At 38.2% G+C, this 13,329-nt stretch carries 14 protein-coding genes; 12 read left to right on the top strand and 2 right to left on the bottom strand.

The features are described 5' to 3' along the window. Positions 1 to 88: 88 nt before the first annotated feature. Together AC3B6D_RS06435 and AC3B6D_RS06440 are read right to left on the bottom strand one after the other, a co-directional pair. Positions 89 to 1,030, bottom strand: coding sequence for an NAD(P)H-binding protein (locus AC3B6D_RS06435; protein ID WP_489775219.1), 942 nt, complete (start codon positions 1,028 to 1,030; stop codon positions 89 to 91). A gap of 155 nt (positions 1,031 to 1,185) precedes the next feature. Further along, positions 1,186 to 2,076, bottom strand: coding sequence for a LysR family transcriptional regulator (locus AC3B6D_RS06440; RefSeq protein WP_489775220.1), 891 nt, complete (start codon positions 2,074 to 2,076; stop codon positions 1,186 to 1,188). A gap of 195 nt (positions 2,077 to 2,271) precedes the next feature. On the opposite strand from AC3B6D_RS06440, the gene AC3B6D_RS06445 reads away from it, so the two are divergent. The 12 genes from AC3B6D_RS06445 (at position 2,272) to AC3B6D_RS06500 (ending at position 13,226) form a co-directional block, all read left to right on the top strand. Then, positions 2,272 to 3,135: a phosphate ABC transporter substrate-binding protein PstS family protein gene (locus AC3B6D_RS06445; protein ID WP_489775221.1), complete on the top strand. Its 864-nt coding sequence runs from the start codon at positions 2,272 to 2,274 to the stop codon at positions 3,133 to 3,135. A 1-nt stretch (position 3,136) separates the two neighbouring features. After that, the gene (gene pstC / locus AC3B6D_RS06450; protein WP_489775222.1) at positions 3,137 to 4,060 is read left to right on the top strand and encodes a phosphate ABC transporter permease subunit PstC; all 924 of its coding nucleotides are present in this window, start codon (positions 3,137 to 3,139) and stop codon (positions 4,058 to 4,060) included. Next, positions 4,057 to 4,941 (top strand): phosphate ABC transporter permease PstA, encoded by an 885-nt coding sequence (gene pstA / locus AC3B6D_RS06455; protein WP_489775223.1) that lies wholly within the window; start codon positions 4,057 to 4,059, stop codon positions 4,939 to 4,941. Before pstC ends, pstA begins: the two co-directional genes overlap by 4 nt. 4 nt (positions 4,942 to 4,945) lie before the next feature. After that, positions 4,946 to 5,743, top strand: coding sequence for a phosphate ABC transporter ATP-binding protein PstB (gene pstB / locus AC3B6D_RS06460; protein WP_489775224.1), 798 nt, complete (start codon positions 4,946 to 4,948; stop codon positions 5,741 to 5,743). 11 nt (positions 5,744 to 5,754) lie between these two features. Next, positions 5,755 to 6,513 carry a phosphate ABC transporter ATP-binding protein PstB gene (pstB, locus tag AC3B6D_RS06465; RefSeq protein ID WP_489758260.1) on the top strand — a complete coding sequence of 253 codons (759 nt, stop codon included), beginning with the start codon at positions 5,755 to 5,757 and terminating at the stop codon, positions 6,511 to 6,513. Between the two features lie 12 nt (positions 6,514 to 6,525). Beyond that, the gene (gene phoU, locus AC3B6D_RS06470; RefSeq protein ID WP_489758261.1) at positions 6,526 to 7,179 is read left to right on the top strand and encodes a phosphate signaling complex protein PhoU; all 654 of its coding nucleotides are present in this window, start codon (positions 6,526 to 6,528) and stop codon (positions 7,177 to 7,179) included. A 275-nt stretch (positions 7,180 to 7,454) separates the two neighbouring features. Beyond that, the gene (locus AC3B6D_RS06475; RefSeq protein WP_489758262.1) at positions 7,455 to 8,519 is read left to right on the top strand and encodes a 2,3-butanediol dehydrogenase; all 1,065 of its coding nucleotides are present in this window, start codon (positions 7,455 to 7,457) and stop codon (positions 8,517 to 8,519) included. 225 nt (positions 8,520 to 8,744) lie between these two features. Further along, a complete protein-coding gene (locus AC3B6D_RS06480) occupies positions 8,745 to 9,089 on the top strand; it encodes a phage holin family protein (RefSeq protein ID WP_489758263.1) in 345 nt (114 codons plus the stop codon). A 21-nt stretch (positions 9,090 to 9,110) separates the two neighbouring features. Continuing rightward, positions 9,111 to 10,040 carry an HPr(Ser) kinase/phosphatase gene (gene hprK, locus AC3B6D_RS06485; protein ID WP_489758264.1) on the top strand — a complete coding sequence of 310 codons (930 nt, stop codon included), beginning with the start codon at positions 9,111 to 9,113 and terminating at the stop codon, positions 10,038 to 10,040. 2 nt (positions 10,041 to 10,042) lie between these two features. Next, positions 10,043 to 10,876 (top strand): prolipoprotein diacylglyceryl transferase, encoded by an 834-nt coding sequence (gene lgt, locus AC3B6D_RS06490; RefSeq protein ID WP_489775225.1) that lies wholly within the window; start codon positions 10,043 to 10,045, stop codon positions 10,874 to 10,876. A gap of 69 nt (positions 10,877 to 10,945) precedes the next feature. Further along, on the top strand, positions 10,946 to 11,884 hold the full coding sequence (trxB, locus tag AC3B6D_RS06495) for a thioredoxin-disulfide reductase (RefSeq protein WP_489758266.1): 939 nt from the start codon (positions 10,946 to 10,948) through the stop codon (positions 11,882 to 11,884). A gap of 172 nt (positions 11,885 to 12,056) precedes the next feature. Next, positions 12,057 to 13,226 carry an alpha/beta fold hydrolase gene (locus AC3B6D_RS06500; RefSeq protein WP_489758267.1) on the top strand — a complete coding sequence of 390 codons (1,170 nt, stop codon included), beginning with the start codon at positions 12,057 to 12,059 and terminating at the stop codon, positions 13,224 to 13,226. Positions 13,227 to 13,329: the final 103 nt, after the last annotated feature.

Here is a 13,329-nt window from a genome sequence, read left to right on the forward strand (position 1 = left end):
TAAATAAGGCTAGAATTGAATTGTTGACTGTTTGGATAATTTATTCATCCAATTAAGTTGTTCTAGTCTCATTTTTAAGTTTCAAATACTAATCGTCTTTTGAATGGCGTTCACCAATTTGAAATTCTGCTTGGTGTTCAAACATGTAACGCACAGATATCGGTTGACTACCTGTTAATTTGTAAAAATCATCGGTATAGGTATTCATTTTACCTTCACGAATGGCCTTGGCAAAAGTGACCATGCCATCAGATGAGAAGGGTGCTTCAGAATCTTTTTTAAATTGGCCATCAGTGGTTCGAGGGACACCCATGGCATCAAAGATTTGGTAATTTTCTTCATCACTAATGGCATGATATTGAATAGAATTGCCTGTGACGTCATTAGCAATATTGATAAAATCGCTGATGGTTAGTAAATCTTTACCATTGATGTTTAAAATTTGGTGGTGCAAATTATCAGCTAATAAGGCATACGCAACGGCTTTGGCACAGTCTTTACGTGAAATATAGGCCATTTGACCGTCCCCTTGGCTATTGGCTAAATCTTGTCCTTGTTTAACAAAGGTAAAGTAGTTGGTGATCATAGCTTCAGCATATTGTGAATTACGTAAGAACAGATAATCAAGTCCACTCTTTTTTAAATAGTCTTCGGTATAAGCATGGTCAATTTTTTCGATACTAGGATTACTAGGGTCGCCGGCATTGACTAGTGAAGTATAGACAATTTTAGTTACACCGGCTTGTTGAGCAGCATCAATGACATTTTTATGAGCTTGCTGGCGTTTAGCACCCACAAAAGGCATGGAAATCAAAGCAAGGACGTCACCGCCAGTAAACTTTTCCACTAAACCAGCCTTAGAATTAAAATCAGTTTGGCGAACATCAATTCCTTGCTGTGCATAGTTGGCGAGCACGTTAGGATCATAACCACAAAAGATGAGTTGCTGTTTATTGGCTAATTGAATTAGTTCTTGCGCAGCTTGACTACCTAAATTACCATCGACACCTGTTAAGATTAACTTTTTCATGAATTTTTCCTTTCTAGATAAAGCGGAAACAAGCTTATTAACTAACCTGATTAAATATCAAGTGGCGTCACTATACTTGCTTTCAACTTTTAATTAGCTTAATCATATGTGATTATTTGAGCAATTGCCAATATAAAAAATAACTAGGTTAGAGGTTAAACCTCTGCTGAGATTGAATGAGCTTGGTGAATAATTTGTGCTAATTTAGCATGATCAAAATCTTTCCGATAAGCTAAGACGATTTTAAAATGATGATGGGTTTGGTTAATAGGCAATAATTTTAAGTTGGAAGTTTGGTTGGGCAGCGGGTAGTTGTCCGGAAAAAAGCCGATCAAATGTTGTGTTTGAATCAAAAAAAGTTCTGTTTCTAAATCCTGTACTGTTGCTTTTATTTGAGGTGTAAAGCCATCTTGCTGGGCATGCTTTAACATTAGTTGATAAGATTTACCAATTGTCTGTGGAGCAAGCATGACGAGTGGATAGTGATATAACTGTTTCAAAGTGATTGCTTGGCAGTGATATAGAGGATGATCGCTATCAATAAGTGCACAGTATTTTCCTTGATATAAGGTAATGGTTTGCAATGAGGTCTCATTGTGAAATTCTGAATCAAAACTGATGGCTAAATCGTATTGACCATTATTTAAGTTATGAGCCACGTCTTTAAGTTGCTCTTTTTCTAATTCCAAAATTAAGTGTGATTGCTGCTTTAAAGTTTGCGTGATTTTGATTAAAAAATTTAAATCAATAAGTGAAGTATATTCTAGGCGAATACGTTGCTTGTCAGTACAAAAATCGGCCATGTCCTGCTCTAATTTTTGATACTGTTGACAAATTAAGACAGCTTTCGAGTAGAACAACTGTCCTGCAGCCGTAGGAACAATTGGTTGTACACTGCGATCAATTAATTGAACATTGAAATGATTTTCCAATGAACGAATTTGCTGACTAACACTTGTTTGTGCAATATGATTTTTTTGTCCAGTTTTCGTAAAACTGCCAGTATTTACTAGATCAATAAAATATTGCAATTTGTCTAAATTCATGTAAAAACCTCTCACAACCTTGGACTTAGGTCTCAATATTGTCTTAGTGATAAATTGACTGAAATTGGTTTTAGTTTAATCAATAATTAATTTAACTACAAGCAGCCTTAATTTTTCAGAAATTTACATATAATTTACACAATTAATAATAAAGTTTTACATTGGTTTGCTATACTGCTCCCGGAGGTTGAACCAATGAAAAAATTAAATTGGGGATTGCTATTGATCATGGCTGGTCTGCTATTAACTGGCTGTCGGCGTAGCCATCAGGAACAGAGCATTACAGCAGTGGGTTCGTCAGCGTTACAACCCTTAGTGGAAGCAGCTGGTGATCAATATAATCGGTCTCATCCTAATTCTTTTATTACAGTTCAAGGCGGTGGTAGTGGCACCGGATTATCGCAGATTCAACAACGAGCAGTGGCGATTGGCAATTCAGATGTTTTTGCAGAACAAAAGACCGGGATTAAGGCTCACAAGTTAATTGATCATCGTATTTGCGTGGTAGCGGTCGTGCCCGTCGTTAATTCTCAGGTAACGATCAAAAATGTTACTTTGCAGCAACTACAAGAGATTTTTGCAGGTAAAATTACCAATTGGCAAACTTTGGGTGGCCCTAATTTGAAAATTTCAATCGTTAATCGGGCACCAGGAAGTGGCACTCGCATGGTTTTTGAACAACAGGTTATGCAAGGACTAACTAGCGTCAAAGCGCCCGAACAAGATTCTAGCGGGATGGTCCGTCAAATTGTGAAAAATACGCCGGGAGCGATTAGCTATGTAGCTTTACCGTATTTGACGCATGATTTACGAACTTTGAAAATTGACAATATCGCGGTCTCCGCCAAAAACGTGCAAACTAATCGTTGGAAAATTTGGTCGTATGAGCATATGTATACCACTAAAAATCCTAATGTATTAACTAGAAAATTTATTGATTATCTATTAAGTACTGCTTTTCAAGAGCGTGAAGTTAAGCAAATGCACTATATTCCAATCCAGTCCATGCAATATCAACAAGATGCTCACGGCAAAGTCACGAAAGTTAGGGGAAAGTAAAATGTCAGATTCCATTACGAAAAAGCTAAATCGACCTTCCGTATCTGCCAAATTAGAACAACGGGGCAAGTTAATAACACAATGTTTAACTGTTTTGGTCGTCTTATTGGTTTTGGTCATTTTAGGTTTTATTGCCACCAAAGGGGTAGCAGTTTTTTTTCAGGATCATGGTAGCTTGGTGGATTTTTTAACAGGGAAAACTTGGAGTCCCGAACAAACTAATGGACATCATGAACCGTTGATTGGGGCATTACCGATGATTGTCGGTTCTTTTGCGGTGACCTTACTGGCAGTTTTGGTGGCTACGCCGTTTGCCATTGCAGCGGCCATTTTTATGACTGAAATTGCACCGCATAAAGGTAAGCAAATTTTGCAGCCAGTGATTGAACTATTAGTGGGGATTCCGTCGGTTGTCTATGGCTTTATTGGTTTAGAAATCGTCGTACCCATGGTACAAAAAGTTGCTGGTGGTAGTGGCTTTGGGATCTTGGCAGGAGCCATTGTGTTATTTGTCATGATTTTACCAACAATTACCTCAATGACGGTTGACGCTTTAACTGCAGTACCGCGTTATTACCGCGAAGCGTCACTGGCCTTAGGAGCGACCCAGTGGCAAACCATTGCCAAAGTAGTGTTAAGAGCAGCAGCACCGAACATTATGACGGCCATTATTTTTGGGATGTCACGGGCTTTCGGTGAAGCCTTAGCTGTACAAATGGTGATTGGGAATGCTATTTTAATGCCTACTAGTTTGGTAGCGCCTGCTACGACGTTAACGAGTGTCTTAACGATGAATATGGGGAATACAATTATGAAAACAACGGCTAACAATGCTTTGTGGTCCTTAGCCTTGTTATTGTTATTGATGTCTTTGTTGTTCAATATGCTTGTCAAATATTTGAGCAAACGAGGTGCGTTGAAATGAATCCACAAAAAGTTAATAAAATTATGACAGTGATAATTTATTGCCTGTCGGGGCTGATCATTTTAATTTTGTTGGCGTTATTACTATATATTTTTATCAAGGGAATTAGTGTAATTAATTGGCACTTTTTAACTAGTCCAGCTAAAAGTTTTCAAGCTGGTGGGGGAATTGGGGTGCAATTATTTAATTCACTATATTTATTGGTCTTATCAATGGGGATTTCGCTGCCCTTCGCTCTAGGAGTGGCTATCTATTTGTCTGAATATGCGCAAAATCTCCGTTTAACGAATTTGATCCGTTCAGCAATTGAAGTGCTTAGTTCTTTACCATCAATTGTGGTCGGTCTATTTGGCTTTTTAGTTTTTGTAATCAATTTACATTTACAATTCTCAATTTTATCTGGTGCCTTAACGTTAATGGTGTTTAATTTGCCCTTATTAATTCGGAATATGGAAGACGCTTTGCAAACAGTTAGTCTAAGCCAACGTGAAGCCGGCTTAGCGTTGGGCTTGTCGCGCTGGGAGACAGTGCTGCATGTTGTTATTCCGGAGTGTTTGCCCACGATTGTAACTGGCTTAATTTTAGCAGCGGGACGAGTTTTTGGCGAAGCAGCGGCTTTGATTTATACTGCGGGTCAAAGTGCGCCACCATTAAACTTTAGTAATTGGAATATCTTGAGTTTAACGTCACCACTTAATCCGTTGCGGCCCGCGGAAACTTTAGCCGTTCACATTTGGAAAGTGAATTCCGAAGGCTTAATTCCTGATGCACAGGCAGTTTCTTCGGGGGCATCGTTAATTTTAGTATTAGTAGTTTTAAGTTTTAATCTCTTGGCGCGTTATTTAAGTAAAAAACTATACCAGCATTTAACAGGAGAATAAGGTGATGGCAGAATTATTAACTTACACGGCTGCCTTAGCTGACCAGGCAGAAGTAGCGTTAGCGACTAAGAATTTGTGCGTCAGTTACGGTGCGAAAGAAGCTTTACACGAAGTGTCTTTACAATTTGAACGTTATAAAATCACATCGTTAATTGGGGCTTCTGGTTCGGGAAAATCGACGTTTTTACGCGCGCTCAATCGGATGAATGATACGGTTTTTAGTGCGCAAGTTCAGGGGAAAATTATGTATCGCGGAGTTGATATTAATGCTCCTAAAGTCGATGTTTACACGGTTCGTGAACAAATCGGCATGGTTTTTCAGCGTCCGAACCCGTTTGCGAAATCAATTCAAGATAATATTACTTTTGCTTTAAAACGGCGGGGGGTGACTGATCCACAAAAGTTGTCTGAAATTGTAGAAACTTCATTAAAGCAAGCGTCTTTATGGGAACAAGTCAAAGATAATCTGCATCAGAGTGCTTTATCATTGTCCGGTGGGCAACAACAACGCTTGTGTATCGCTCGAGCCTTAGCTTTGCAGCCAGATATTTTGTTGATGGATGAACCAGCTAGTGCCTTGGATCCGATTTCTACGGCAAAATTGGAGAATACGATGCAGCAACTAAAGCAAAAATATACCATTATCATTGTGACTCATAACATGCAACAAGCGGCGCGAGTGAGTGATTATACAGCCTTTTTTCAGTTGGGAAAGATGGTTGAGTTTGACCAAACGCGTAAAATTTTTACGCGGCCGAAAGTGCAATTAACTGAAGACTATGTATCGGGGCATTTTGGTTAAAGGAGGAGTATATGACAGCAGATATTTTAACGGCGCAAAATGTACATGTGTTTTATGGTACGAATGAAGCGTTGAAAGGAATTAATTTAGCCATTAAACAGCACGAAATTACTGCCATGATTGGTCCTTCCGGGTGTGGTAAGTCAACTTTTTTACGCTGTTTAAATCGGATGAATGACCTAATTGCAAATGTTAATATTCAGGGACAAATCGAATTAAAAGGACAAGATATTTATGCGCCTACTATGAATACTGTTCAACTGCGAAAACAAGTTGGCATGGTCTTCCAGCAACCCAACCCGTTTCCATTTTCGATTTATGATAATGTGATTTACGGATTAAAATTGGCGGGGATTCGTGAGCGTCAAGTTTTAGATGAAGCTGTCGAGACTAGTTTAAAAGCAGCGGCTGTTTGGGACGATGTCAAAGACAAACTACATCAAAGTGCCCTGGCCTTATCAGGTGGTCAACAACAGCGAGTTTGTATTGCACGGGTTCTAGCAGTTAAGCCCGAAGTCATCTTATTAGATGAACCAACTAGTGCTTTAGATCCCATTTCAGCCACTAAGATTGAGAATATGTTATTGGAACTACGCCAGAATTACACCATGGTAATTGTGACCCACAGTATGCATCAAGCGTCCCGAATTTCTGATCAAACGGCGTTTTTTTATCAAGGTGAGTTAATTGAAATGGATCAAACTAAAAAAATATTTTTGAATCCACAACAGCAAACAACCGAAGACTATATTAGTGGACGGTTTGGCTAGAAAGAGGTTTTTATGCGGAGTGATTTTACAACAGAATTAAACAATTTACATGTTCGCTTTGCGGAGATGGCAATGATGGTGAATGAAGCTCTCAAAAAAGCGATGACCGCTTTTATGCAGAATGATTTAACCATGGCACAAGCAGTAATTGATAATGATCAATATATTAATAATCGTGAAGTCAACTTAGAACAAAAGTCATTTGAAATGATTGCATTGCAGCAACCTGTGACGTCTGATTTGCGGATGATTGTAACCATTTTAAAGGCTAGTTCGGATTTAGAGCGGATGGGAGATCATGCGGTTCGCATTGCTCGCACGACCTTGAAACTTAAAAATAAAAATGCGGTTGGCCAAGTGAAACTACAGTTAGAACAACTAGCCCAACAAGTTGAAGTTATGTTTAATCAGGCATTAGATGCGTATTTAACCAATGATGCGCAAAAGGCGATAGTTGTTGCTCAGCAAGACGAACAAATTAATCAACTGGCTCATGAAATTGATCATCTTTGTGTGGCAGAAATGAAAGCTAATGCGCAAAGTATTGATGATGGAACTTCTTATTTATTAGTGGCGACCCATTTGAAACGCATTGGCGATTATGTCACTAATTTATGTGAGTGGGTCGTCTATCTTCAAGAAGGAAAAATCTGCGATTTAGGTTAACCAAAAGTTGCTGTAGGCGGGTTAGAACAATAGTTAAAAAATGTCATTAGAAAGTTTTAGACTAGCTGGTGATGTTTTTACAGACTTTGTTCTAACCTGTTTTTGTTTTTGAGCAGAAAGATAAATTTTGTTAAAGAATTAACTTATTTCATCTAGAATTATTTTGAGCAAAGTGATATTATTTACATGTTGAATACGGTTGCATTAAAAAGCAAATAAATAAATTATGCAGCGATATCTGACATTTAGTTATTGAATAATTGGGAGGCAAAATCATGAAAGCAGCAAGAATCTATGGTAAACAAGATTTACGAATCGAAGATGTTGAATTAGATGAGCCAAAATCTGACCAAGTTCAAATCAAGGTGAAAGATATTGGTATTTGTGGCAGTGATATTCATATGTACCAAGAAGGCACTGGTATCCCATATAAGAAGCATCCGTTAACCGGTAAAACTGTACCAATTACTGAAGGACATGAATTCTCTGGTGAGGTTGTGAAAGTCGGCTCCGACGTAACGAATGTTCAAGTTGGTGATCATGTTTGTGTTGAACCTATTATTGCCTGTGGCAAATGCGAATTTTGTCGTAAAGGCTTGTACAACTACTGCACACGTGGTGTGGGTCCCGATGGCAGTTTGCAATTTATTGGTTTTTCCGATGATGGTGCCATGGCTGAATATGTGAATGTGAAAGATATTTATACGTTCAAGTTGCCTGAAGGCATGGACTATGAATTAGGTGCCTTAGTAGAACCGACAGCTGTCACTTATGAAGCAGTGCGTGATAGTGGTTTGATTGCTGGCCAAACAGTTGCTGTTATTGGTGCAGGCCCAATTGGCTTGTTAACAGCTTTGGTAGCTAAATATGCTGGTGCAACTAAAGTTTATATTGCTGATTTATCACCTGAACGTTTGGCTAAAGCTAAAGAATTAGGCTTTAGTGACGTTATTAACTCTGGCGAAGTGGACTTAGTTAAACATGTTTATGAAGAATTACCACAAGGAGTGGACGTAGTCTTCGAATGTGCTGGTGCGCAACCAACTTTAGACCAGGCGGTGCAATTAGTTGCTCCAGCTGGTGTTTTAGAGATTGTGGCTTTATTTAATGGCGATTATAAATTCGACATTACCACTTTACAGAACAAGGGTGCTGATGTGCATACGATTATGGGTTATGCCAATGCTTTCCCACCTTCCATTGGAATTATTAACCAACACCGCGACGTCTTCAAACAATTAGTAACTAAGAAGATTAGTTTGGATGATGCTGAAGAAGGTATTAAGTCATTGATGACTGATAAGTCACAAGTGAAAGTAATGATTTCTCCCGAACTTTAAAAAATAGTTTTTGACTAGCTGATTTTGATTTGTTTCATACTATTGCCTGATGTCTATTAGGCGCAGTTGATACAAGTTGAGATCAGCTTTTTTTTATTATTGCCATTGAAAAAATGATTGCTTTTCAATTTGAGCAAAAATGATTCGAACGTTGTTCAAACAGAACCACGGTGATGTATGCGGGATATGCTATAATGAAAAAATAATGTTAAGGAGAGCCGAGCTTTGAAATTAATTTATCAGACCGTGATTAATACTTTGCTATTTATGGCCATTGCCAAAGTCCTGCCAACACTGTTTTATCTGAGTGATTGGATTACTGCTTTAATTGCTGGTTTTGTTCTAGTTTTGTTGAATTTAACAATTAAGCCATTACTGAAGATTATTTCTTTTCCAATTACGCTACTGACCTTTGGCTTGTTTTCGATTGTCATTAATGCCTTAACTTTAGAGATCATTGCCACCTTAGTTCCAGGTTTTGTATTTCATAATTTTTTAGCCGCAATGTTGACGGCTGTTCTAATGTCATTTGCAAATTCATTTGTTGGTTATCATGTTTTTCAAAGATAAAGTTGAGAGAGGATTTAATTGATGGTAACAGTTCAAGATTTAATCGATCATACGAATATTCAAGTTTACAGTGGAGCAGAATTTTTAAGTGAACGCAATATTACAGAAAGTGAAATTTCTCGACCAGGATTGGAACTAACTGGTTATTTTGATTATTATCCTGCGGAACGGGTTCAATTATTTGGTCAGACGGAGACCTCTTATGCGCAATCAATGACCTCCAAGAATCGTTACCATATTTTACGAGAAATGGCGACTGATCAAACACCAGCGTTTGTTTTTTCTAGAGGCATTCAGCCGTCAACGGAGATGCAGCGTGCCGCGAAAGAACATCGTATTCCTATTTTGACTTCACCCTTAACGACCACTCGAGTTTCCAACATTATTACGCAATATTTAGAAAAGGTTTTGGCGCCCCGGAAAAGTATTCACGGTGTCTTGATTGATGTTTATGGCTTAGGAATCTTGATTAAAGGTGATTCCGGGATTGGCAAAAGTGAAACAGCCTTAGAATTAATTAAAAATGGTCATCGTCTAGTAGCGGACGATCGCGTCGATGTTTACCAACAAAATGAGCATACGATAGTTGGTGAAGCTCCCCAAATTTTAAAAAATTTAATGGAAGTACGCGGAATTGGCATTATTGATGTGATGAATTTGTTTGGTGCAAGTGCGGTCAGAACCTCTATGGAAGTGCAATTAATTGTTAATCTAAGTGCTTGGTCAGAAGATCAGAATTATGATCGGATTGGGACAGACAATCAAACGGAACGGATTTTTGATGTTGATGTACCTTCAATGGTGATCCCGGTCAAAGTCGGGCGAAATATCTCTAATATTATTGAAGTGGCTGCTATGAATTATCGAGCTAAAAAATTAGGATATGATGCTGCCGCCCGTTTTGAAAAACAATTAAATAATTTAATCAAAGAACATTCAGAAAGTGAGTAAGTATGAGTTTAGCTTTAAATCCAATTTTTGTGCAATTTGGCCCCTTTGAGATTCATTGGTATGGGGTCATTATTGCTTGTGGTGCGATTTTAGGAGTTTTGTTAGCTTTAAACGAAGCTCCTAAACGGCAAATTATGAAGGATGACTTAATTGATCTAGTGCTCTGGGGAATTCCGTTTGCACTCATTGGTGCGCGTATTTATTACGTGGTGTTTCAATGGTCTTTTTATTCGAAATATCCGAGTGAAATTATTAAGATTTGGCATGGCGGCATTGCCATTTATGGTGGCTTGATTGCAGCTTTTATTGTGGCAATTATCTTTACTTATGTTCGACAACTGCCGTTTTGGCTAATCTTAGATATTGCTGCGCCGAGTTTATTAGTGGGACAGCTGATTGGGCGCTGGGGCAATTTTATGAATCAAGAAGCTTATGGAGCAGTGACTTCAGCACATTTTTTGCATGCTTTACATCTGCCATCATTTATTATTCACCAAATGTATATTGCGGGGGCTTATCGCCAACCAACGTTTTTATATGAATCATTGTGGAACTTGGTCGGTGTGGTTTTATTATTGAGTTTGCGTCACCGACCGCATTTGTTTAAGCAAGGTGAAGTCTTTTTAAGTTATGTATTATGGTATTCTTTTGGCCGCTTTTTTATCGAAGGAATGCGGACTGATAGTCTATACTTATTGAACATTTTAAGAGTTTCTCAAGTTTTGTCGTTAGTTTTGTTTATTGGCGCTGGTGTTCTAATATATTATCGGCGTAAAAAAGTGCAACCACCAGATTATTTGGCCGGAAGTGGCTTAAAATTTCCCTATCAACGTTAGTGGAAAGCACAATACTAGCTTTTGGTCAATTTAACTCTTATGATTATTATGTGATAAAAAGTAGAAAGTGTGGCTCAAATGCAAGAATATGATGTAATTGTAATTGGCGCGGGACCTGCCGGCTTAACGGCCGCTTTGTATGCTTCACGGGCTAACTTGAAAGTCTTAATTTTAGATCGGGGCATTTACGGCGGGCAAATGAACAATACCGCCGAGGTGGAAAATTATCCCGGCTTTGATTCCATTATGGGACCGGATTTAAGTGAAAAAATGTATCATTCAACTATTCAATTTGGTGCCAAGTATCAATACGGAATGGTGACGGATGTTGAGGATCATCAATCTTATAAAATCGTTAAAACCAGCGATGAAACTTTTAAGACGGGAGCTTTAGTGATTGCTACTGGCTCAGAGTATAAAAAAATCGGGGTTCCTGGCGAAGAAGATTATTCCGGTAAAGGTGTCTCTTATTGTGCTGTCTGTGATGGGGCTTTCTTTAAAAATGAAGATTTAGCGGTCATTGGTGGTGGTGATTCTGCTGTTGAAGAGGGAATTTATCTAACTCAACTAGCTAAATCAGTCACCATCATACACCGGAGAGACCAACTACGGGCCCAACCAATTTTACAAAAGCGGGCCTTTGCGAATGACAAAATTAAGTTTATTTGGAATGCCGACGTGGAGGAGATTCAGGGCGACCAAGCAAAAGTCACTGGTGTGAAATACCGTGATAAAATCTCTGGTGCCGAGCAAGTGCTACCAGCTAGTGGTGTGTTCATTTATGTTGGTATCCAACCTAATACACAGCAATTCAGTGACTTAAAGATTACTGATGAAGCTGGTTGGATTATTACGGATGATCAAATGCAAACCCCAGTCCCAGGAATTTTTGCGGTGGGTGATGTGCGCAAAAAGACTTTGCGGCAAATTACCACAGCAGTTGGTGATGGTGGCTTAGCAGGTCAAAATGTCTTTAATTATTTACAAACTTTGGCTGATGAAAAATAGCTAGTTTAGTTAATTATTTGAATTACAAGAGCAAGTCGCGTGGAAAAGTTTTTAACTTTTGTACGCGGCTTTTTTGGTATCAATTAGTATTTGTAGCTTTTTTGAGAGCAAGTACTTGCATTTAAAAACTATTACTGATACGATTCATTTGTGTTAGAAAGGAGTGGCGACAATGTATCAAAAGTATATGGACAATGAGCAATTTAATTTTCAAATTAATCGTTTTTTAGAACCGTATGAAAAGGACGTAGCAGTACAAAAGGTTATTGCACGAACAGCTTTGCAGATTAAAAGTCGTCAAGATTGGTATGAAACTTGGAATCAGCTAGCAATGAAGACGGCACAAAAAGCCACAGCAACTCAGCAAATGAAAGATTATGGCTTAGCTTCGACTTATTACCAGTTGGCAGATTTCTTTTTGACTGAGCAAGATGAACGCAAGCAAGCAACTTATCGAGGATATGTTGATAATTTTTACCACAGTATTGACACCACTAACTTGATTTTTGAAGATGTTCCTTATCAAAAAGGTATTTTGCCAGTAGTTCGAATCAATCATCCGCATGCGCAAAGAACTTTACTATTTCATGGTGGTTTCGATTCTTATTTGGAAGAAATGCTTCGTTTAGTCTTTCAATACGGTTTAGATGATCAATTACCAAATTATAATTTTGTTTTGTTTGAAGGTCCTGGTCAAGGACGAGCTTTACGTTCAGGGTTAGCTTTAACTTCTAAGTGGGAAGAACCCGTTGGGTATTTGCTTGATTATTATCAATTAGACTCAGCTGATTTATTGGGAATGTCTTTGGGCGGATATTTATCCGTGCGAGCCGCTGCTAAAGATCATCGAATTCGGCGCGTGATTGCCTATGATGCAATGTTGAATTTAAGTGATGCATTGGTAATGAAGTTGCCCCAAGCTAGCCAATATTTAGACCATTTAGATGATCCGAAAATTGCGACTAGTTTTAATGACTTTTTGGTTAAATTATCCAATAATAATGTTGATTTAGCTTTTAAAATGCAAAAAGGCATGGATATTACGTTAACTAAGCAGCCTGTTGATTTTGTAAAAGAGGCTTTAAATTATACCTTGAAGGGAGTATTAGATGAAGTAATAGCAGATGTATTATTAATAGGCGGGACTAAAGATTTATACGTTCCTGCAGCTGTTACTTTAAAAGAAGCAGCAGGTCTAGTTAATGCCAGATCTCTGACGGTAAAAATTTTAACGGAGGCTAGTGGCGGTGCTAGACATTGCCAAGTTGGAGATAAGAAATTGGCTTTTCAAATATTAACTGAATTTTTAAGTTCGAATAATTTAATGACGAATAAAAATTGAGTTGAATTAATTGCTTAAGTTAGCCACTCGAAAAGTAAAGGGCACCGAGATAAAAATTCAGCATCATTTTTTTAACAAAACTCCCAGTAGTTAAATGATTTCT

The sequence above is a fragment of the Bombilactobacillus sp. ESL1097 genome, assembly GCF_058107205.1.

Bases quoted from the DNA above. Each gene is read 5' to 3' on its own strand.
- AC3B6D_RS06435 (WP_489775219.1), bottom strand. From the start codon at position 1,030: ATGAAAAAGTTAATCTTAACAGGTGTCGATGGTAATTTAGGTAGTCAA.
- AC3B6D_RS06440 (WP_489775220.1), bottom strand. From the start codon at position 2,076: ATGAATTTAGACAAATTGCAATATTTTATTGATCTAGTAAATACTGGC.
- AC3B6D_RS06445 (WP_489775221.1), top strand. From the start codon at position 2,272: ATGAAAAAATTAAATTGGGGATTGCTATTGATCATGGCTGGTCTGCTA.
- pstC (WP_489775222.1), top strand. From the start codon at position 3,137: ATGTCAGATTCCATTACGAAAAAGCTAAATCGACCTTCCGTATCTGCC.
- pstA (WP_489775223.1), top strand. From the start codon at position 4,057: ATGAATCCACAAAAAGTTAATAAAATTATGACAGTGATAATTTATTGC.
- pstB (WP_489775224.1), top strand. From the start codon at position 4,946: ATGGCAGAATTATTAACTTACACGGCTGCCTTAGCTGACCAGGCAGAA.
- pstB (WP_489758260.1), top strand. From the start codon at position 5,755: ATGACAGCAGATATTTTAACGGCGCAAAATGTACATGTGTTTTATGGT.
- phoU (WP_489758261.1), top strand. From the start codon at position 6,526: ATGCGGAGTGATTTTACAACAGAATTAAACAATTTACATGTTCGCTTT.
- AC3B6D_RS06475 (WP_489758262.1), top strand. From the start codon at position 7,455: ATGAAAGCAGCAAGAATCTATGGTAAACAAGATTTACGAATCGAAGAT.
- hprK (WP_489758264.1), top strand. From the start codon at position 9,111: ATGGTAACAGTTCAAGATTTAATCGATCATACGAATATTCAAGTTTAC.
- lgt (WP_489775225.1), top strand. From the start codon at position 10,043: ATGAGTTTAGCTTTAAATCCAATTTTTGTGCAATTTGGCCCCTTTGAG.
- AC3B6D_RS06500 (WP_489758267.1), top strand. From the start codon at position 12,057: ATGTATCAAAAGTATATGGACAATGAGCAATTTAATTTTCAAATTAAT.